The sequence below is a fragment of the Marcopretia estuarina LEGE 06307 genome (assembly GCF_056633115.1).
The window spans coordinates 127010-146948 of record NZ_JBSJOY010000006.1 but is presented as its reverse complement, the minus strand read 5'-3'; the positions used below and the strand labels follow the sequence as shown (position 1 = coordinate 146948).

Below are 19939 nucleotides of genomic sequence, written 5' to 3'. Positions count from 1 at the left end.
CACCGCTGAAAAAAGCAAACGAAGCCGATGAATACAGCAATGAGAGTAGAGAACCAAGCCAGATTCATCCTCTTCTCATTGACCTGGCCGCAGAGTGAAGTCGATCTCTCAGACGGCAATGCCGAATTCTTGCATTGGCCAGCGAATCTCTGAGCACCATTGGCATCACTGGCATGACGTGCTCCTGACTTCGGGAAGCACCACATTGGGCCACCATGCTCTGCTCATGGCCCACTCAGCGTTCGTTGACAGGTCTTTGCTTAGCAACATGGCTTCCTTGGCAGCCTGCATGGCCCCATCTGCGGAGAGGGAGGTCACGCCGCTGCGCCGTTCGCGGCTGAAGTCCCACGGGCGGCTGAGGCCCCCCGGCACCTGCCAGACGCCGGCACGGCGCCGGATGGCTTGCTGCTCCGCCGCCAGGTAGGCCTTGGCGTCGCACTGGTTGAGGAAACGGCGGAACACGAAGGCGTGGCCGCTCTCCACCAGCGCCAGGTCGATGTTGGTGCCGGCCTGCGGCCTGCTGCTGGGAATGGCTGCACCATGAACAGTGAGCCCACCCCCCTGCCATGGCGCCGCCTCGCCCCCACCTGTTCAATGGCCGCGCCGGACCCGCCGCGGCCATTGAGCGCAAAGCCCGCGCCCTGCTGGAGCGCATGAGCCCGGCGGAGAAGCTCGGCTGCCTCGATGGCGACACCCCGTTCTGGTCGGGGATGGCGGAGATCGCCACCCAGGACGCGTCTCACCGCCATCCATGGCCGGCCGGCGTGGTGCCCCGGCTGGGGATCGGCGGGCTGCACTTCGTCGATGGACCGCGTGGGGTGGTGCTCGAAGGCGGCGCCACCACCTTCCCGGTGCCGATCGCCCGTGGCGCCAGCTGGGATCCGGAGCTGGAGGAACGGATCGGCGTGGCGATCGGTCTTGAGGCCCGCTCGTTCGGCGCCAACTGGGTGGGAGCCGTGTGCGTGAACCTCTTGCGTCATCCCGGCTGGGGCCGCGCCCAGGAAACCTATGGCGAGGATCCGGTGCACGTGGGGGCCATGGGCGCCGCCCTGACCCGCGGACTGCAGCGCCACACCATCGCCTGCGTCAAACATTTCGCGCTCAACTCCATCGACGGCTGCCGCTTCCTGGTGGATGTGCAGGCCAGCCCGCGGGTGCTGCATGAGCTCTACCTGCCCCACTTCCGCGACTGCGTCGACGCTGGCGCCGGCTCGGTGATGAGCGCCTACAACAGCGTGAACGGCGAGTGGTGCGGCCAGCACCCGCTGCTGCTGCAGGCCATCCTCAAAGACCGCTGGGGCTTCCGCGGGTTCGTGGTCACGGATTTCATCTTCGGGCTGCGCGATGGGCCGCGCGCCCTGCAGGCGGGCCTCGACCTGGAGATGCCCTTTCCGATGATCCTGGCGGGCAGCCTGGGGCCGGCAGCGGGCCACCCCCTCAGCGCCGCCCTGCAGGCGCGCATTGACGATGCGGTGCTGCGCCAGCTGCGGGTTCAACTCGCCGTGCCCGCCGGCCGCTACCCGGTCACACTGCGACGCTGCGCGGATCACCTGGCGCTGGCGCGGGAGGCGGCCACCAAGGCGATCGTGCTGCTGCGCAATGAGGGGCCGCTGCTGCCGCTGGCCGCCACTGGCTCGCTGGCGGTGATCGGCCGGCTGGCGGCGCAGCCCAACCTGGGCGACCGGGGCTCCTCCGACACCCGGCCCGCAGCCGGCAGTGTCGTGACACCGCTGGCGGGCCTGCGGGCGGCGGCTCCCGCCATGGACATCCGCCACGAGGAGGGGCGGAACCTGGCAGCCGCCGCCGCCCTGGCCGCCGCGAGCGATGTCGCCGTGGTGGTGGTGGGTCTGGATTGGCGCAACGAAGGCGAGCACATCCACCCGGGGGACATCGCCCCGGTGCTCGAGCAGGTGCCGCCCCCCGCCGCGCTGGTGCGCTGGCTGGGCTGGCGGCGGCTCACGCCACTCTGGCGCCAGCTGACGCGGCTGATCGCGGCCCTGGCGCGGCTGGGCTCGGCCCGGCCCGGCAGTCACTTCGCCTCCGGCGACCGCACCTTCCTGGGTTTGCCTGCGGCGCAGCTGCGCCTGATCCGGGCCGTGGCCGCAGCCAACCCCCGCACCGTGGTGGTGCTGATGGGCGGCGGCGCCATCCTGTGTGAGGAGTGGCGGCAGCAGGTACCGGCGCTGCTGCTGCTCTGGTATCCCGGCGAGCAGGGGGGCGCGGCCCTGGCCGATGTGATCTTCGGGCGGGTGTCCCCTTCAGGCCGGCTGCCGTTCGCCCTGCCCAGCAGCGAAGCGCACCTGCCGCCGTTCGATCCCCGGGCCAGGCGCCTCACCTACGACCTCTGGCACGGCTACCGCCGCCTCCGCCGTCAGGGACACACCGCCACCTACCCCTTCGGCTGGGGTCTGTCCTACGCGGCCTTCACCCATGAAGGGCTGGTGGCCCGGCTCGTGCCGGAGGAGCAGGTGCCGCAGGCGCAAGGGCCCGACGAGCAGATGCTGGCCGTGTCGCTTGTGGTGCACAACACTGCGGCAGTGCCAGGCGACGAGGTGCTGCAGGTGTACGTGGAGCCCCCGGGCCTGCGGCTGCCGAGGGCGGCGCGGCAGCTGGTGGGCTTTCAGCGCCTGACCCTGGCAGCGGGGCAGACGCTGCCGCTCACCTTGCGGATTCCGCTGCGGCGTCTGGCCTGCTTCGATGAGGCCCGCGACGCGTTCGTGCTGGAGGCGGGGTGCCACCGCGTGCTGGTGGCGCCTCACGCGGAGGCACCCGGCCTGGCGGTGGAGCTCACCTTGCGCGAGCAGGTGCTGGAGGACTGAGACAGATCAGCCGCCACCGCCCACGTCGCGGGTCACCCCCACCCCTTTGGGAGCAAACAGGAACACCATCTCGCCAAGCCGCTCCTGGTGGCCATCGAGCGCGAACACGCCACCGGAGACGAAATCCGCCGACCGCTGCGCCTCCTCGGGCGCCATCGCGGTGAGGTTGAGCACCACCGTCTTGCGTTCACGCACCGCCTGAACAGCGTCGAGCGACTCCTCGAAATGCCGGGGCTCCATCAGCAGCACCTCGGGTGGCAGGTCGGGGAACCGGTTCATGGTCACAACCTGACATGGTCAGCCGGCCGGTGCCAGCACGCTGGCGTGTGGCCCGGCCGGGTGGCGGGGGTCATGGGGCGGCGTCCGCCCGGTGGTCCAGGGCGCCCAGAAACATGTCGGGATCCAGATCGGGCCGGCGGCGCAGCGCAAACACGGTGCCGGCGTTGCCGCGGCTGAGGCGCAGCTGATCATCAAGAAACGTGACATCCAGCCAGGCGGGAAATCCCTGCTGAACGGCGCGGAACAGCTCCAGCCGACGGCCCGCCAGCTCGGGCCCGCGCCAACCACCCCGCTCGAAGGTCACGCTCACCCGCTGGGCGCCGGTGACGGCGATGCGGGCCTGCACGCCGATGGCTGCCAGTGGCCCCAGGGGACCCGCCAGTCGCAGCAGGTTCATCGCCTGGCCCTGTTGCGGCAGCAGCACCTGCAGGTTCTCCAGCCAGGGCGCCACTTTGAGATAAGGCAGTTGGCTGCTGCTCCAGCGCAGTTCCCACACGCCTGTCAGCTGCTCCAGCTGGCGGTCCAGATCGGCGGGCGCCTCCTGCTCCAACCCCTGGATCAGGGCCAGCAGTGCGTCGTCGGCCAGGGATCCGGGCCGCTCCAGGGCGTCGAGAAGCTGCTGGCGTAGTGGCATGGAGGAGGGCTGGCAATGGGTGGAAAACACACCGCGACGACGGGGAGACTTGGACGGACGTACGGGGCGAGCTCCTGTACGATTTGGTTGATTCCTAGATCCCTGGCCAGTCCACAAGTCTGTTCAAGACGTCGACGGATCCGTTCAAGTTTTTTCTCAGCTCAATGACAATCTACGTAGGCAACCTCTCGTTCGATGCCGAACAGGAGGATCTCCGTGACCTCTTCAGTCAGTACGGGGAAGTTCGCCAGTGCAGCCTGCCTCTCGATCGGGAAACCGGCCGGAAGCGCGGTTTTGCCTTTGTCGAACTGGCCAATGATGCCGAAGAACAGAAAGCCATCGACGATCTCCAGAACGTCGAATGGATGAATCGCATGATCCGCGTCAACAAAGCTGAGCCGCGTGGCGGCGGCGGTGGCGGCGGCAACCGCGGTGGTGGCGGCGGCTACGGCGGCGGCGGTGGCGGTGGCTACGGCGGCGGTGGTGGCGGCGGCGGCTACGGCGGTGGTGGTGGCGGCCGCAGCCGTTACTGAGCCGGTACTGAATTCACCCGTTGGTGATTCAACGAAGCGCCCTTCGGTCGCTTCCTGATCAACCTTCAAGCCTCGCCCTGTGCGGGGCTTTTTTCATGGCTGCCGCCCGACAGACGCCGCCGACCAGCGCCAGCACCAGCAGGGGCAGTTCGCCCCAGCGCACGTAGGGGGTCCACGCCGTGCGGTGCTCCAGCGCGAACAGGCCGGTGGCGGCATGCCCGGCGGCCAACCGCTGGCGAATCACTCCGTGGTGGTCCACCACCAGGCTCGGACCGGTGTTGGCGGCACTGGCCAGCCAGCGGCCCGTTTCGATCGCACGCAGCTGGCTGAGGGCCGCGAACTGGTGCTGCAAGAGCGGGGGATAGGGATCGAGGTTGGCTGTGGCCAGCAGCCAGCCGGCTCCGGCGCGGCTGGCGGCCGCCAGCCCCCGGCCGTTCGACAGCTCGTAACAGATGGCCACAGCGAGCGCGCCCGCCGGCCGCTGCAACAGGCGCGAGGGCGCCCCGGGCTGCACCCCGCCCACCGCCGACAGGCCGGCCCAGCGCCACCAACGCGCCAGCGGCACCCATTCCCCAAGCGGCACCAGCCGGTGCTTGTCGAGGGCGGAGACGGGCTGGAGGGAGCCCGGCGGGAAGCGCAGCACACTGCTGCGCAGCTCTTTCCCCACCTGCCGGAAGCCACCGCTGAGCACCTCCACCGGCCCCGTTGCCGGCAGGTGTTGCCCCAGGGCGAGAGCCCCCTCCGGCAGCACCAGCAGATCCACCTGCCGCTGCATCGCCTCCGCCTGAGCGGCGGCCAGACGGCGGCGTAGGAGGAGTTGCTGATCGGCGTCGAACTTGCGCCGCGTGGGAATCGCCGGCTGCAGCACCAGCACGAGCTCCCGCAGGTCTACGGCCTCGCTGTGCTGGATTGCAGTGTGCTTGGCCGGGATCTGGCTCAGTCGCTGGTCCGGTTTCTGACCAGTGCTCTGGCGCTGACCTTCCAAAACTCCCAGCTGGCTCCAGCCGATCAGGTGCAGCAGCAGGATCGAGGCCGCCAGGAGCACACCGCTGCGACGCCGCCGCTGCGGGCCGCCGGCCAGCACCCGCCAGAGACCCCAGCCGATCAACAGCTGGACCGCCGCCACCAGGCCACTGCCGCCCAGTGCCGCCAGCCCGGCCAGGGGCCGGTCGCCGGGCAGGGCCGAGGCCCCGAGCCCGATCCAGAACAGCGGCCCGGTGGCCAGCGTCACTTCCGCCAGACCCCAGAGCGCGGCCGCCAGCAAAGCCGTGCTCCAGCGACGCGGATCGAGGCGGCGCACCAGCAGGCTCCACAGCGCCACCAGGGCGGCACCGAGCACCGCCAGGGCACCCCACAGGGCAAGGCAGAGGGGCAGGCTCAGCGGTAGCGGCACCCCCACCCAGTCGAGCGGATGGAGCCAGAGCAGCCAGCGGTGGCTCACCAGCACCGCCGCCGCCCCCCACAGGGCAGCGCCAGCCGGCGTGGTCTGCCCCCACAGCGGCACCAACGCCAGCCACAGCAGGGGCGGAAAGCCCCACGGGGCGAACGTCACGCCCGCCAGCGCACCCGCCAAGACGGCGGTGAAGGGAGCCGTGAGCGGGCGCGTGGCCCAGGGCAGCGGCCGGTCATCGCCCATGGCTTGGGTCCAGGGCGGGAGACCAGGATGGGGCACCGAACGTTGTCGCCATGGAACGGGACAATCTGCTGCAACAGCTGCTGCTGCGTGGGCTCGGCACCAGTTCGATGGTGGCTGAGCGGCTGCGCAGCGTCACCCAGTCGTGGGTGACCAGCGGCCGGCTCGATCCCGGCCAGGCCACCGCCCTGGTGGATGACGTGCTGCGAGCCCTGCGGGGAGACAACCCCGAGCTGGAGAAACAGGCAGGCCGCACGGTGGAGCGCAACGTGGAGTCGTTTCTCCAGGACCTGGGGCTGGCGCGGCAGAGGGAGGTGGACGAGCTGCGTGGTCGCATCGACCGGCTCGAGCAGGCCCTGCGCGCCCGCCGGGAGACGGAGGACAGCAGCGACTGAATGCGACCTCGGCCGGAAACCGCAGTGCCCGCTGGCAGAATCGGGCCTGCCACCGTTTGTGCCTTGACCCGCCCGTCCGCCATGCGCGACATCCTGATCAGCTCGACCCTCTGCGTCGCCTTCCTGCTGGTGGCTCTTGTCAGCCAGCTGGTGGCCCCCAGCACGGTGGAGGCGGCAGGCACAAGTGCCGCGCTCACGACTGCGGCCCCCACCGCTAATGCTGCGGCAGCCGTCACCGCGCAGCCTGCTGCGGCCATGGCCGTGAACCGCTTCGAACTCGACCCCGACGACCCCAACCCCACACTTTTTGCCATGGCTTCTGACTCCAGCACCGATTCCTCCGTGGCCCAGGGAGGTGGCGCCGGCGCTCTCGGCGGTGAGATGGTGGCAGCCAAGGAACGGGTCACCCCCAGCGGGCTGCGCATCATTGACGTCAGCATCGGTGAAGGCGCTGAAGCGATCAGCGGCCAGAACGTGCTGGTGAACTACCGCGGCACCCTCGAGAATGGCAAGGAATTCGACAGCAGCTATTCCCGCAATCAGCCCTTCAGCTTCCCGCTCGGCGCTGGCCGGGTGATCAAGGGCTGGGATGAAGGGGTGGCCGGCATGAAGGTGGGCGGCAAGCGCAAGCTGGTGATCCCGCCTGATCTGGCCTACGGCGAGCGCGGCGCCGGCGGCGTCATCCCCCCCAACGCCACCCTCACCTTCGAAGTGGAGCTGCTGCGCGTCGGCGGCTGATTCGCCCCCCCGCCTTCACGGCGTGATGATGGGTGTGATTGTTAAAATGATCACACCAGCGGGCGGGTTCACACCGGCGGAAGGGTTCGCTCCGCGGATCGCTCCACGCGTCAGCCCGTCTCCGCTCTTCATCTTCTTTCGAACCCACCAATGGCTCACCAGCTGCCCGCGCTTCCCTACGAACTCGACGCGCTCGAGCCGCACATCTCCCGCCAGACCCTGGAGTTCCACCACGGCAAGCACCACGCGGGCTACGTGGCCAATCTCAACAAGATGGTGGAAGGCACCGATCTGGAAGGAAAATCCCTGGACGAGGTGATCCTGGCTGTGGCCGGCGACGCCAGCAAGGCGGGCATCTTCAACAACGCCGCCCAGGTTTGGAACCACACCTTCTACTGGCAGGGTCTCAAGCCCGGCGGCGGCGGTGCCCCAAGCGGCGCTCTGGCCGACAAGATCAATGCTGATTTCGGCGGTTTTGATGTGTTCACCGAGCAGTTCAAAGCTGCCGGCGCCACTCAGTTCGGCAGCGGCTGGGCCTGGCTGGTGCTGGATGGCGGCACCCTCAAGATCACCAAGACCGGCAATGCCGATCTGCCCTTGGCGCATGGCCAGAAGGCCCTGCTCACCATGGATGTGTGGGAGCACGCTTACTACCTCGATTACCAGAACCGCCGCCCGGATTACATCTCCACCTTCCTCGACAAGCTGGTGAACTGGGAGTTCGTGGCCGCCAATCTGGCTGCCGCCTGAACCCTCAGGGCCTCAGGGCCTGGCCCCCGGCAGCACCGCTGCCGGGGCAATCCACATGGCATCGCCATAGGAAAAGAAGCGGTAACCCTCGTTGATCGCCGTGGCGTAGAGCTCCAGCAGCCGGGGACGCCCGATCAGGGCACTCACCAGCAGCAGCAGCGAGCTCTGCGGCAGGTGGAAGTTTGTGATCAGCCCTTCCACCACCCGAAAGCGGAACCCGGGCTGAATCACCAGGGCCACCGGCCCTTGAAAAGGCTGCAGCACGCCATCCGCTGACGCGGCGGCAGCCCCTTCCAGCGCCCGCACGCTCGTGGTGCCCATCGCGATCACCCGCCCGCCAGCGGCGCGTGTGCTGGCCACCGCCTCCACCACCTCCGCCGACACCTCCACCCATTCGCTGTGGAGTTCGAGCGCGCTGAGATCTTCCGTTTCCACCGGCCGGAAGGTGCCCAGCCCCACGTGCAGCGTGATCGCCACGAGGCGCACCCCGCGGGCCTTCAGAGCCGCCAGCAGCTCGTCGCTGAGATGCAACCCCGCCGTCGGTGCTGCCACGGCACCGGGTTTGTCGGCGTAGCGCGTCTGGTAGCGCTCGTCGTCGCTGCTGTCCTGCTGGTGGATGTAGGGCGGCAGGGGCATGCTGCCGTAACGATCCAGGAGCGCCTCGATAGCTGCGGCATCAACGCAGTGGGGCGGGAACTGGATCACCCGGCCGCCGCTGGCCTGATCCACCTCCAGCACTGTGACCACCAGCGGTGGTCCATCAGTGGCCTGCGGCGACAGTCCCCCAGCAGCCTGCAGCTCAAGCTCCTCACCGGGGTGGAGGCGTTTGGCGGGCCGTGCCAGACACAACCAGCGCCCTTCCCCGCGGGGTTCCAGCACCAGCAGTTCCACGGCCCCGCCGGTGCGGCGCCGTGCCGCCAGCCGCGCCTTGAGCACGCGGGTGTTGTTCACCACCAGCAGATCGCCGGGCTTGAGCTCCTCGGCCAGATCCCACACCGTTAAGTGCCGCGGCGGAGCCGGCTCCGGCTCCACGGCCAGCAGGCGGGCCGCATGGCGCGGTTCCGCCGGCCGCTGGGCGATGCGCTCCTCGGGCAGATGGAAGCTGTAGCTGGAGAGCAGCGTGTCCGGATGGCTCAGGGAGCCGGCGGCAGGGTTCGACACCGTCGGTTCAGAGCGCCAGGCTTTCGGGCCGGTGTTCGATCAGGTCGGCCAGATCCTTGAGGAACGCCGCCCCGTGGGCGCCATAGATCACCCGGTGGTCGGCGGTCAGGTTCACCTGCATCTGGCGCTTGACGGCGATCGAGCCATCGGCGTTGGCCACCACCGTGGGGCGGGAGGCCGCCACCGCCAGGATCGCGCCGGTGCCGGGCGGAAGGATCGCATCGAAACGGTCGACCCCGAACATGCCGAGATTGGAGAGGGTGAAGGTGCCGGTGCTGTACTCGTCGGGCTTGAGCTGCTTGGTGCGGGAGCGGGACACCAGGTCCGCCCAGTTGCGCGACAGGCTGTAGAGATCGGTGCGATCGGCCTCCTTCAGCACCGGCGTCACCAGGCCGCCGTCATCCATGGCCACGGCGATCGCCACATTGACGGAGGCGGGGTACACCATGCCGGTTTCGCTCGCTGCGGCGTTCACCTGGGGATGGCGCGCGAGCACCACGCCCACCGCCTTGGCGAGCAGGGCCGTCATCGTGACGCCCTTGCTCTTCACCTGCTTGTAGAAGGCATCGAGCCGATCGGTGGTGATCGTGTAGCCCACGTGGAAACAGGGAACCGCGAGGCTGGCGAGCATGTTGCGGTTCACCGCCCCCTGCAGGGTGGTGAAGGCCACCGTCTCTCCCGGGCGGCCGAAGCTCTGGCCCGCGGGTGCGGCCGAGGCACCGCCACCGGCCGAAGCCCCAGCGGCAGCGGGAGCGGCGGCCGTGAAGGGGGCACTGCCTTCCGCAACCCGGGCCACCGAGGCGGGCTGGCCGGCAGCCCGCTCCACGTCCTCGGCCTGGATGCGGCCATGGGGGCCGCTGCCCTTGAGCGCTTCCAGCTTGACCCCGAGCTGGCTGGCCAGCTTGCGGGCGCGGGGAGTAGCCACCACCCGGCCGTTGCCCGCCGCCGGAGCAGCAGCCACAGGCAGGCTGGCAGCGGCAACAGCCGCTGGCGCCGGGGGAGCCGCAGCGACCGGAGCCGCCGGCGCAACCGGTGCGGCAACGGGTGAGGGCGAGGCAGGGGCGGCCACAGGAGCGGGGGCTGCAGCGGGCGCGCTGGGGGCACCGGCCTGGGCAGCGGCGATCTCCGCTTCGGTTTCCACAATCAGACCGATCGTTTCGCCCACCGGTGCCGTGCCACCGGCCTGCATCAACACGGCGGCCAGGAAGCCCTCCTGGAAGGCCTCCACGTCCATGTCGGCCTTGTCGGATTCGACGACCAGGACGGACTCACCGCGCTCGACGCGGTCGCCGGGCTGCTTCAGCCACTCCACGATCTTGCCCTCCGTCATCGTGGAGCTCAGGGCGGGCATGAAGATTTCGTAGGTCGCCAAAGTCCTGGTCCCGATGCAGCCGGCGACGGGATTTTACGCGCCACGCCGTCGCCACCCCGGAGCTCAGCCCCCCTCGATCGCCTCCACGACGCCATCGCGCACCAGCACCGCCACCTGGAGCTTCTGCACCAGGTTGTCGCCCACCTTGATCTTGCAGGCGCCTTCGATCTGGCCCTGATCCACGATCTGCTCGAACTCCAGTTCGCGTACCTGGCGCTGCTGTTCGAGCATGGCGCGCTTCTGCTCCTCCAGTTCACTGCGCTTGGCCGCCACCTGCTGCTGCACTGAGCCCACCTGCTCCTGCACCCGTGGATCGAGCGGATTCATGCTCTGGCGGCGGATCTCATCCACCAGTTGCTGGCCCTCCTGCTCCAGCTGAGCGAGCTGCTGATCGGTGTTGGCGACAGCGCCGCTGAGCTCTCGCTCGGCATCTTCCTTCCAGCGCGGTGTCACCACCGCCCGCACCGTGATGGTGCGCTTGATGGTCAGCGTTTGGCCGTCGGACATGGGGGGTTGGTAGCAGCTACCAGGCTGTCAGCCGGTGGAGCGGGGGTCAACCGGCGTAGATGGCCTCCACTGCCGCCTGGTCCCGCTGGGTGATGCGGTCACGCCGCTGTTTCAGCGTCTGGGTGAGCAGGCCGTTGTCGATCGTGAACGGCTCCACCAGTGCCACCCCGGCCAGGCGTTCGTCGGGGCGCGAACCGGGGCGGGCCGCCAGCAAGCGGTTGAACTCACCTTTGAGGGCACGCAGCAACAGGGCATCGGCCTCCACAGCGGCACCGGCACCAGCGGGCGCCGGCAGACCGGCCGCCGCCGCAAAGGCCGCCAGCGGCTCGGCGCGGGGCACCACCAGGGCGCCCAGCTGGCGGCGGTCCTGCCCCACCAGCATCACCTGCTCCACCAGCGGATGGGCCACCAGGGCCTCCTCCAGCGGGCCGGGCTCGATGTTCTCGCCACTGCTGAGCACGATCGTGTCCTTGGCGCGGCCGGTGAGCACCAGGGAGCCATCGGGCAGCAGGTGGCCGAGGTCGCCGGTGTCGAACCAGCCGTCGGCATCGAGCACGGCAGCGGTGGCTTCCGGCTTGTTGAAGTAGCCGGCCATCACCTGCGGACCGCGCGCCAGCACCCGGCCCCGCTCGCCCCAGCCCAATGGCGCGCCGCTCTCCTGATCGACGATTTTCAAGTCGGTGTCCGGCAGGGGTTGGCCGGCGCTGCCGCGGCGGTTGCGCCAGGGCCGGCGGCAGGCAAGCACCGGGCTGGTTTCGGTGAGGCCGTAGCCCACCAGCAGCTCGATGCCGATCGCCTCGAAGAAGCTGTCAACGTGCAGGGAAAGGGCACCGCCGCCGCTGATCGCCGTGCGCAGCACCCCTCCCGACAACTGCTGCCTCACCTTCGGCCACAGCAGCGCAGCGGCCAGCGCATCCACCGGCCAGCTCACCGCACTGAGCAGCGCCGCCGTAAGCCGGGCCAGTGGCGGCTCCACCTGCAGGGTGAGGCCCCTGGCGCGGCGGCGCTGCAGCCCATGGAAGCGGCTCGCAGCCAGTGCCTTCTCGATCAGGCTGCGGCGCTTGGCGGGCATGGCCGCCAGCGCATCCTCGAAGCCCGCCAGAAGCGCTTCCCAGAGGCGGGGCACGCTGATCATGTAGTGCGGCTTGACCGCCTGCAGGTCACCGCGCAGGTGCTTGAGCGTGGTGTAGGTCTGGCGGCAGCCGGCCGCCAGCAGGAAGTATTCGGCCGTGCGCTCATAGGCATGCCAGATCGGCAGCACGCTCAGCGCCCGATCGCCGGGGCGGGGATTCACCGCCACCCCGAGGGTGCGGAGCTGATGCAGCAGGTTGGCGTGGCTGAGCGGCACGCCCTTGGGCCGGCCGGTGGTGCCGGAGGTATAGAGCAGCGTGGCCAGGCGCTCCGGCGCCACCGGTGGCAGCGGCGGTGGCGCCACGCCGGCCCCGCGGGCGCTGAAGTCGGGCCAGCTGAGGCCCATCACCTGCTCGGGCAGCGGCAGTGCGCCCGCGCCGGCCGGCTCCTCCAGCAGCACCACGAAACGCAGCCGGGCGAGCTGCTCGGGCGGCAGGGCCAGGCGCTGCAGCAGCGCGGCCGATTCCACCACCAGCCCCACTGCGCCGGAGTCCTCGAGGATGTAGCGCAGCTCCTCCACCGGCGCCGTGCTGCCCCGCACCGCATCGGCGGCGCCGGCCCGCATCAGCCCCTGGTCGGCGATCAGCCAGCGCGGCGAGTTCTCGGCAAACAGGCCCACCACATCGCCGGGGGCCACGCCCAGGGAGGCAAAGGCAGCGGCGGCCTCCAGGATCGCGGCGTTGAGGTCGCAGAAGCTGAGCTGCTCAGGCGGGGTGGTGTGGGGAGCCTCCAGGGCCACGGCTGTGCCGTAGCGCTGGGCCGCTTCCGGCCAGATCTGCTCCAGCCCGGTGATCTGGCTGAGGTCCTCGCGAGCGGCCAGCGCCTGACAGTCCTTCCGGTCACCCGACCAGGAAATCTCCGCCCGTGCTTTCACTGCCTTGCAGCCGATGGTGGCACAGGCTTAACACCCCCAGAGCCGTTCGGCGGGCTCCGGTGGTCGGAGCGTGAGTCCGAACGCCTCGGCACCCGCCCGGCTCAGCAGCGGTTGCACCTGGTCGGGGGTGATCCCGGGGCACCAGTCGCTCAGCCGGCCCACCGCCCGCCCTTCCAGACCGCAGGGCACGATCGCCTCGAATCCCCCCAGGTCACAGTTCACATTCAGGGCAAGGCCGTGCTGGCTGATCCAGCGGCGCGCCCCCACCCCGATCGCCGCCAGCTTGCGCCCCTCCAGCCACACACCGGTGAGCCCCTCGATCCGCTCCCCCACCAGGCCCAGCTCCGCCAGCACGCTGATCACCACCCCCTCCAAGGCGCGCAGATAGCAGTGGAGATCAGCGCCGTGCCGCTGCAGATCGAGCACGGGGTAGAGCACCAGCTGGCCGGGCAGATGGTGGGTCACCTCCCCGCCGCGATCGATGCGGTGCAGGGGCGCAGGCGGAGCCTGGGGATCGAAGCGCAGAAACCCTGAGCTGGCCCCGCGACCGAGCGTGTAGCAGGGCAGGTGCTGGAGCAGGAGCAGCGCTTCCGGAGCCGCGGGGTTGGTCAGCAGGCGATCACGCAGCTGCTGCTGCCAGTGCCACGCCTGAGTGAACTCCACCGGCGCCGGGGGTTCAAAACGGATTGCATCGAGAAGTGGTTTCATGCGCCTGGCTTCCTAGGCTTATTGCAATCCGATCGCCAAAGGAGCGGTTCGATGAAGCTGTTGATCCACGGTCGCAATCTCGACGTCACCCCAGCCATCCGGGAGTACACGGAAGACAAACTGACCCGGGCGATCAATCATTTCGAGGGGCTGGTCAAGGAGGCGGATGTCCATCTGTCGGTGGCCCGCAACCCCCGGGTTCCCCAGCAGACGGCGGAGGTCACCGTGTTCGCCAACGGCCTCGTGATTCGCGCCCAGGAACGCAGCGAAAACCTTTACGCCAGCATCGATATGGTGGCGGGAAAACTCAGCCGCCAGCTGCGCCGCTACAAGGAGCGCCTCACCGATCACCACCAGAGCGACGTGCAGGAGGCGGTCGGCCTCGAAGACGGCACCACCGACACAACGGCGCTCACGGCCGATCTTCTGGCCGGCCGCGAACCGGAACTGCCGGTGCCCGCTGTGCGGCGCAAGTATTTCGCCATGCCTGAGATGAGCCTGGAAGCGGCGCTGCACCAGCTTGATCTGATCGATCACGATTTCTACGTGTTTCGTGATGAGAAGACGAGAGGAATTCAGGTGCTGTACCGCCGCAATCATGGTGGCTTCGGAGTGATTCAACCGCGGGATTCCTGAACTCTTGCGCCACGAACGCCCCGACCTGGCACCGCTCACTGATCACGCGCTTCTCGATCCCCATCATGGGATCGAAGCCGTGCATCGTTGCTGCGACGAGGCCCGCCACTTCGGCTTCGCCGGTGTCTGCCTCGCCTCGCGCTGGCTGGCCTGCGGCCGGGAGCGGCTGGGCAACGCCAGCCGCGTGCGGTTGATCGGGGTGGTGGCCTTCCCCTTCGGCGCGGTGCCGGCGGCGATCAAACGGGCCGAGGCGGAAGCCGCCGCTGCCGCCGGCGCCGACGAACTGGACATCGTGCCCGACTTCGGCGCCCTCGCCGATGGCAACGGCAGCGCCGTCTACGAGGAGATCGGTGCGATCGTGGAGCTGGGCCTGCCGGTGAAGGTGATTCTCGAGGCCGGCAGGTTGAGTGATCCCGCCCTGGCCCTGCTGGTGGAGGCGTCCATCGATGCCGGCGCCGCCTTCCTCAAGAGCGGCAGCGGCTTCGGTCCGCCGGTGAGCGTGGCCCAGGTGCAGCACCTGCGCGAGCTGGCCCGCGGCCGCGTGGCCGTGAAAGCCTCCGGTGGCATCACTGGGCTGGAACAGGCCTTCGAGCTGGTGGAGGCCGGCGCCAGCCGGCTCGGCACCAGCCGTGGAGTGGCACTGATGCAGGCGCTGCGCAGCCCCGCCACACCCCCTGGCTCGTGAGTGGCGGCGCGGCGCGCCTGGAGGGGCTCGTGCTCAAGAGCGGGCCCCTCGGCGAAAACGACCGTCTGCTTACCTTGCTCACCGACGCCGAGGGGCTGGTGCGGCTGGCGGTGCCGGGAGCGCGCCGGCCGCGCAGCAGCCTGGCGGCAGCGGTGCCGCTGGCCCTGCTCCAGCTGCAGGTGGGCGGTGGCCGCGGCCTGCGGCGGGTTCGGCAGTTGCAGGTGCAGCGCACCTACAGCCAGCTGGCGGAGCGGCTGGAAACGCTCGCTGCCGCTCAGGCGCTGGCGGAGCTGGCCCTGCTGCTGGTGCCGGGCGGCGATGGCGTCCACGGGGTGCTGGAGGATCTGCTGATGCAGCTGGGGCGTCTAGACACCGTGGTGCGCGAGCGGCAGGAGAGCGTTGAGGCCCTGGCGATCGCGGTGCAGGGCAGCGTGCATCTGCTGGCCCTGGGCGGCTATGGCCTGCCGCTGCAGTGCTGCGGCCGCAGCGGGCAGCCGCTGGAGCCACCGATCGGCAACTGGGACTGGCGCTGCAGCCTGGTGCCCAGCGAAGGGCTGTTGATCGGCGCGGTGCCTGGGGCGATGCTCGTGCTCAATGCCTCTGAACTGGCGCTGCTGCAACGGCTGACACGCCCGGCTCCACCGCGCCGCCGGGACGGGGAATTGATGGGGCCGCTGGCGGTGTGGCTGCGGCTCCTGCAGCTGGTGGAACTGTGGACCCAGGAGCACGGCGGACGCCGCTGCCGTGCGTTGCGTCTTCTGCGTGACTGCTTCGAGCCGGGTCACGCGCTGGAGGCACCATCCCCTGAGCCATCATTGCGGCGGAACGGATAGAACCTTGAGCGGATTGTCCCGAGCCACCCCCCCGCCTCCGCCGATGCCGGAGGCCGGCCCCAGCGGAGGCAGCGTCGGCGAAGATGCGTCCAGAGGTCCGGCAGCCTGCCCGGAGGCGGCCGCCAGCGAGGAGCTGGCCAGCACGGCCCGGGGCCAGGGCTTGCAGGCGGTGCTGGCCCTGCCCGACTTCCGGCGCCTGTGGCTGGGGCAGATCTTCTCCCAGCTGGCCGACAAGTTCTACATCGTGTTGATGGTGTTCCTGATCGCCCAGTACTGGGTGACGGACACCCCCCAGACCAACGCGCTGCTGGCTGAAGCGGCCGCCAGCCTGCGCTTCGATTTCGAGACCCGCGCCCAGATGATCACCCTGCTGGCCACGGGGATCTATGTGGCCAACACCGTGCCCGCCATGGCCCTCGGCACCGTGGCGGGGGTCTGGGCCGACCGCTGGCCGAAACGCAAGGTGATGGTGGCCTCCAACGCCCTGCGCGCGGGCCTGGTGCTGCTGGCCCCGCTGCTACTGATCCCCGGCCCCTTCTTCCTCGGCCTCAGCTGGGGCTACTGGGGCCTGGTGGCGATGACCTTCCTCGAGTCGGTGCTCACCCAGTTCTTTGCGCCCGCCGAGCAGGCGGCCATTCCCCTGCTCGTGCCGCGACCGCTTCTGCTCGCTGCCATCTCGCTCTACCAGGCCACCAGCATGGGCGCCACGATCGTGGGCTTCGCGCTCGGCGACCCGGTGCTGCGCCTGCTGCGCAACGGACTCGCCACGCTCGGCATCGAAGGCGGTGAGTTCGTGCTGCTCCCGCTTTGCTACGGGCTGGCGGCGCTGTCGATTGCCCGCATCCGCGTGGTGGAAGCCCCCTGGCAAGACCGCGGCACCTCGGTGTGGGGCGAGATCCTGGAAGGAATCCAGGTGCTTCGCGAGCGCTCCAGCGTGCGAAATGCCCTGGTGCATCTTGTGTTGCTGTACAGCATCCTGGCGGCGCTCTATGTCCTGGCCATCAGCCTGGCCTCGGCGATCAAGGGGCTCGGACCCACCCAGTTCGGCACCCTGCTGGCCATGAGCGGCCTGGGCATGGCCGTCGGTGCACTGGCGGTGGCCCAGCTCGGCCGCGGCTTCACCCGCCGCCTGCTCTCGGCCTCGGGCCTGGGCCTGATCGCCTTTGCGCTGGTGCTGCTGGGCCAGGTGCGCGGCAGCCTGTCGCTCACACTCGGCTTGTGCGTGGCGCTGGGGGTGGGCGCCGCCCTGCTGGCCATCCCCGCCCAGACCACCATCCAGGAAGACACCCCGGAAGAACTGCGCGGCAAGGTGTTTGGCCTGCAGAACAACCTGATCAACATTGCCCTGAGCCTGCCGCTCGTGCTGGCGGGCACGGTGGTGAGCCGCTACGGGCTGCAGCCCGTGCTCTGGGTACTTGCGGGCATCACCCTGCTGGCGGCCCTGCTGGAGCGTCCCTGGCAGCGCTGCTAGCGTTTTGGCAGAAATGGGCGACAGCAGTTGGCGCATATCGCCTGGCTGGGCAAGAAATCACCCTTCTGCGGCAACGTCACCTACGGGCTCACCACCACGGAGCAGTTGCGGCAACGGGGCCACCGCATCAGCTTCATCCACTTCGACACACCCGCCACGGGCCCCGGGCTGCCCTGGGATCCCCCGAGCGTCAACGGCAAAGGCCTGACGCTCACCAAGGAGGCGCTGCGGGCCTCGCGCCGGGCCGCGCTGGCGGGCGATGAGAGCGAAGTAGCCCTGCCCTACCTGCTGAAGTCGCAGGTGTACACGGTCCCCGCGCCGGGCGCCCAGCGGGAGTTGCGGGAATCGCTGGAGCAGCTCAAACCGGATCTGGTGCACGCCAGCCTCACGCTCTCGCCTCTCGATTTCCTGCTGCCCGATCTCTGCCAGCAGCTGGGCGTGCCGCTTGTCGCCACCTTCCATCCCGCCTTCGACGCCGGCCTTCGCAACCTGGCGGGCGGTACCCAGCAGCTCACCTACCAGCTCTATGCCCCGGCTCTGGCCCGCTTCAACCGGGTGATCGTCTTCTCCGAGCTGCAGGCCGAGGTGCTGTCCCGGCTGGGGGTCAAGGATGACCGGTTGGCGGTGATCCCCAACGGCGTCGACACCGATGTGTGGAAGCCCGCGGACTCCGAGCGAGGAGGTTCAGAGCGGAGAGGCTCCGAGCGTGGCAGCAGCGCTCTGCGCCGTGAGGTGCAGGCGCGCTGCGAAGGCCGCCGCCCGTTTCTGTACATGGGCCGGCTGGCCACCGAGAAGAACGTGGAGGCCCTGCTGCGCGCCTGGCGGTTGGTGCGGCCAGCCGGCTGTGTGCTGGTGATCGTGGGCGATGGGCCGCTGCGGGGATCGCTGCAGGCCGCCCATGAAGACCCGGACATCCTCTGGTGGGGCTATGAACCTGCTCTGGAGCGACGGGTGGCGCTGCTGCAGGCCTCGGAGGTGTTCCTGCTGCCGTCGCTGGTGGAAGGGTTGTCGTTGTCGTTGCTGGAAGCTATGGCCAGCGGCACCGCCTGTGTGGCCACCGATGCTGGCGCCGATGGTGAGGTGCTGGAGGGAGGGGCCGGTATCGTGATCAGCACCCAGGGGGTCACCACCCAGCTGCGCACCCTGCTGCCGGTGCTGCGCGACCAGCCTGTGCTCACCGCCGAACTCGGGCGCCGTGCCAGGGAGCGGGCGCTGCAGCGCTACACGCTCACACGCAACATCGAGGCGTTGGAGCGTGTTTACGCCGAACTGGTCCCTCGTCCCGCCCTGGCGGCCTGAGAGCCAGGGCCGGCGGCCCCCTCCAGTTCCGCCAGCATGCGGGCGCGCAGGTCGGCCATCAGTTCCTCCACAGCCTCACGGCGACCGCTGAGGTAGCGGCCGTGCCGCTCGGTCACATCGATCGGCTCCCCCACCGACAGCCGGGCGAGCCGGGAGCCCAGCTCGGGTGGCTTGTCGTGGCTGGTGCCGTTGATCCAGGTGATCGCTCGCCACAGGATCTGCAGCACTTCGGTGTAGCGATCGAAGCTGGGCTTCTCAGCCACGTAGGAACCGCTGAGCGTGGAGAAGTATTCCACCAGGCGCATATGGTCCATGGCCAGGCGGGCCTCGGTGGCCTGCCAGTCGGCCAGGCTGCGCTCCAGGGGCGTCATCGCCTTCAGGTCGTCGCGGTAGATGCGGTCCCAGCCCGCCTGCTCCACGCGCCGGCAGCGCTCACCGAGGCTCCCCTTCGGACGCAAGAGCTGCAAACGGCTTTCAGCCACCCCCAGCGCCGCGTTGCGAATCCGCTCGAGCCTGGTGATGAAGCCGTTCTCGAGGCAGGACGGGTACGGCGCCGGGGCCGAAAGAGGAGGCAGGTCCAGGCCATGGGCCTCCCGGTAGAAGTCCTCCAGCAGGGTGATCACGTTGTCGCCCAGCTGGATCAGGCGGCGGTAGCGCAGCGCTTCCGCCACGCTGCCATCCCCCATGGGGCCGCCTGCTCCTGCAGGGTGTGCTGTGTTGTCTGATGCTTCTGAACCTTCCGCACCTTCTGAGCCTTCGGCACCATGCCGGCCCGGACGCCGGCGAAGCTGGGCTTCGAGGCGATCGAGCAGCGTATCGATCGCCGGCCAGTCGCGGCCCTGCGTCACGTACTTGAGGGCGATCGGCACGATCAGCACCCGCTCCTGACGGCCGGCGGCCGCCAGGTCGTCGCAGCACCAGAAAGCCATCTGGGCCAGCCCCGGCTCAAGGGGGCCAAGCAGCTCGCCGTGGTTGTTGGTGGCACCCTCCGGAGCGATCGCCAGCGGGAACGGGCCCTGGGCCAGCACCTCGCGGGCGGCCTTGAGCGCCACCCGGTCGAGCTTGCCGCGCTGAATCGGGATGCCTCCCAGCGCGCCCAGGATCCAGCCGGCAGCCTCTCCCGCCCACAGGGGAATGCCTCGGTCGTAGAGGAACTGGCTGTGCACCGGTCTGCGCAGGGTCAGCCCTGCCGCCCGGGCGGCCCGGGGCACCTCCTCCCAGATCAGCCTGGCCATCGTGAGCGGATCGGTGGTGGTGGGGTGGCGAAAGGCGATCAGCAGCCGCACGCGGCCCTGCTGGTGCTCCGAAAACAGCTGAGCCAGCCGCTCCGCCCCCTCCACCTGACAGTCCACAATCTCCCGCGTGCGCAACAGCAGCGGCAGCGCCCAGCGGCTGAGCCGGTGCATCAAGGGACTGAAGTGGGCGGGGAGGAAGCGAAGGCCCGACTGGGCCGGCTGGATCCCGGCGCGGGGCATGGTCGG

The 19939-nt window shown here is 69.6% G+C and carries 19 protein-coding genes and 1 pseudogene; 10 read left to right on the top strand and 10 right to left on the bottom strand.

The features are described 5' to 3' along the window. Window positions 1-165 precede the first annotated feature (165 nt). Window positions 166-498, bottom strand: coding sequence for a thermonuclease family protein (locus ACWJI3_RS14220; RefSeq protein WP_480204067.1), 333 nt, complete (start codon window positions 496-498; stop codon window positions 166-168). Between the two features lie 68 nt (window positions 499-566). Between ACWJI3_RS14220 and ACWJI3_RS14215 the strand changes: the two genes are divergently transcribed. Beyond that, entirely contained in the window at window positions 567-2819 is a 2253-nt protein-coding gene (locus ACWJI3_RS14215; RefSeq protein ID WP_480204000.1) for a beta-glucosidase family protein, read from the top strand. Between the two features lie 30 nt (window positions 2820-2849). Here ACWJI3_RS14215 and ACWJI3_RS14210 read toward each other — a convergent pair. Beyond that, window positions 2850-3107: pseudogene (locus tag ACWJI3_RS14210) on the bottom strand (cell division protein SepF); the annotation flags it as partial. A 61-nt stretch (window positions 3108-3168) separates the two neighbouring features. Next, the gene (locus tag ACWJI3_RS14205) at window positions 3169-3732 is read right to left on the bottom strand and encodes a PAP/fibrillin family protein (protein WP_480203999.1); all 564 of its coding nucleotides are present in this window, start codon (window positions 3730-3732) and stop codon (window positions 3169-3171) included. Between the two features lie 164 nt (window positions 3733-3896). Between ACWJI3_RS14205 and ACWJI3_RS14200 the strand changes: the two genes are divergently transcribed. Next, window positions 3897-4265, top strand: a complete 369-nt coding sequence (locus ACWJI3_RS14200; RefSeq protein WP_094512660.1) for an RNA recognition motif domain-containing protein — start codon at window positions 3897-3899, stop codon at window positions 4263-4265. A 58-nt stretch (window positions 4266-4323) separates the two neighbouring features. Here ACWJI3_RS14200 and ACWJI3_RS14195 read toward each other — a convergent pair whose 3' ends face one another. Next, window positions 4324-5901 (bottom strand): apolipoprotein N-acyltransferase, encoded by a 1578-nt coding sequence (locus tag ACWJI3_RS14195; RefSeq protein ID WP_480203998.1) that lies wholly within the window; start codon window positions 5899-5901, stop codon window positions 4324-4326. Between the two features lie 50 nt (window positions 5902-5951). Between ACWJI3_RS14195 and ACWJI3_RS14190 the strand changes: the two genes are divergently transcribed. From ACWJI3_RS14190 to ACWJI3_RS14180, 3 genes are all read left to right on the top strand, one after another. Beyond that, a complete protein-coding gene (locus tag ACWJI3_RS14190) occupies window positions 5952-6293 on the top strand; it encodes a phasin family protein (RefSeq protein WP_094512662.1) in 342 nt (113 codons plus the stop codon). A gap of 81 nt (window positions 6294-6374) precedes the next feature. Then, the gene (locus ACWJI3_RS14185) at window positions 6375-7031 is read left to right on the top strand and encodes an FKBP-type peptidyl-prolyl cis-trans isomerase (protein ID WP_480204066.1); all 657 of its coding nucleotides are present in this window, start codon (window positions 6375-6377) and stop codon (window positions 7029-7031) included. A gap of 150 nt (window positions 7032-7181) precedes the next feature. Further along, a complete protein-coding gene (locus tag ACWJI3_RS14180) occupies window positions 7182-7781 on the top strand; it encodes a superoxide dismutase (RefSeq protein WP_094512664.1) in 600 nt (199 codons plus the stop codon). Window positions 7782-7793: 12 nt separating this feature from the next. On the opposite strand, the gene queA is transcribed toward ACWJI3_RS14180, so the two are convergent. From queA to lipB, 5 genes are all read right to left on the bottom strand, one after another. Continuing rightward, entirely contained in the window at window positions 7794-8918 is a 1125-nt protein-coding gene (gene queA, locus ACWJI3_RS14175) for a tRNA preQ1(34) S-adenosylmethionine ribosyltransferase-isomerase QueA (RefSeq protein ID WP_480204065.1), read from the bottom strand. 31 nt (window positions 8919-8949) lie between these two features. Continuing rightward, complete coding sequence (locus ACWJI3_RS14170) at window positions 8950-10314, bottom strand: dihydrolipoamide acetyltransferase family protein (protein WP_480203997.1); 1365 nt, start codon at window positions 10312-10314, stop codon at window positions 8950-8952. Window positions 10315-10377: 63 nt separating this feature from the next. Continuing rightward, window positions 10378-10821: a YlqD family protein gene (locus ACWJI3_RS14165; RefSeq protein ID WP_094512666.1), complete on the bottom strand. Its 444-nt coding sequence runs from the start codon at window positions 10819-10821 to the stop codon at window positions 10378-10380. 46 nt (window positions 10822-10867) lie between these two features. Further along, the gene (locus ACWJI3_RS14160) at window positions 10868-12826 is read right to left on the bottom strand and encodes an AMP-binding protein (RefSeq protein WP_480203996.1); all 1959 of its coding nucleotides are present in this window, start codon (window positions 12824-12826) and stop codon (window positions 10868-10870) included. Between the two features lie 27 nt (window positions 12827-12853). Then, a complete protein-coding gene (gene lipB, locus ACWJI3_RS14155; protein ID WP_094512668.1) occupies window positions 12854-13534 on the bottom strand; it encodes a lipoyl(octanoyl) transferase LipB in 681 nt (226 codons plus the stop codon). A gap of 51 nt (window positions 13535-13585) precedes the next feature. Here lipB and hpf point away from each other — a divergent pair, with 51 nt between their 5' ends. Genes hpf through ACWJI3_RS14130 form a run of 5 tightly spaced genes read left to right on the top strand, consistent with a single transcriptional unit; the run spans window position 13586 to window position 18458 of the window. Beyond that, window positions 13586-14170, top strand: coding sequence for a ribosome hibernation-promoting factor, HPF/YfiA family (gene hpf / locus ACWJI3_RS14150; RefSeq protein ID WP_094512669.1), 585 nt, complete (start codon window positions 13586-13588; stop codon window positions 14168-14170). Window positions 14171-14174: 4 nt separating this feature from the next. Then, window positions 14175-14855, top strand: a complete 681-nt coding sequence (deoC, locus tag ACWJI3_RS14145; RefSeq protein WP_480203995.1) for a deoxyribose-phosphate aldolase — start codon at window positions 14175-14177, stop codon at window positions 14853-14855. Further along, window positions 14852-15688, top strand: coding sequence for a DNA repair protein RecO (gene recO, locus ACWJI3_RS14140; protein WP_094512671.1), 837 nt, complete (start codon window positions 14852-14854; stop codon window positions 15686-15688). The genes deoC and recO overlap by 4 nt, the downstream gene beginning before the upstream one ends. 13 nt (window positions 15689-15701) lie before the next feature. After that, window positions 15702-17159 (top strand): MFS transporter, encoded by a 1458-nt coding sequence (locus ACWJI3_RS14135; protein WP_233132939.1) that lies wholly within the window; start codon window positions 15702-15704, stop codon window positions 17157-17159. Between the two features lie 27 nt (window positions 17160-17186). After that, complete coding sequence (locus tag ACWJI3_RS14130; RefSeq protein ID WP_094512673.1) at window positions 17187-18458, top strand: glycosyltransferase family 4 protein; 1272 nt, start codon at window positions 17187-17189, stop codon at window positions 18456-18458. Here the strand turns inward: ACWJI3_RS14130 and ACWJI3_RS14125 are convergent. Next, window positions 18419-19933 carry a lysophospholipid acyltransferase family protein gene (locus tag ACWJI3_RS14125; protein ID WP_480203994.1) on the bottom strand — a complete coding sequence of 505 codons (1515 nt, stop codon included), beginning with the start codon at window positions 19931-19933 and terminating at the stop codon, window positions 18419-18421. The two genes, ACWJI3_RS14130 and ACWJI3_RS14125, sit on opposite strands and share 40 nt — an antisense overlap. Between the last annotated feature and the right edge of the window lie 6 nt (window positions 19934-19939).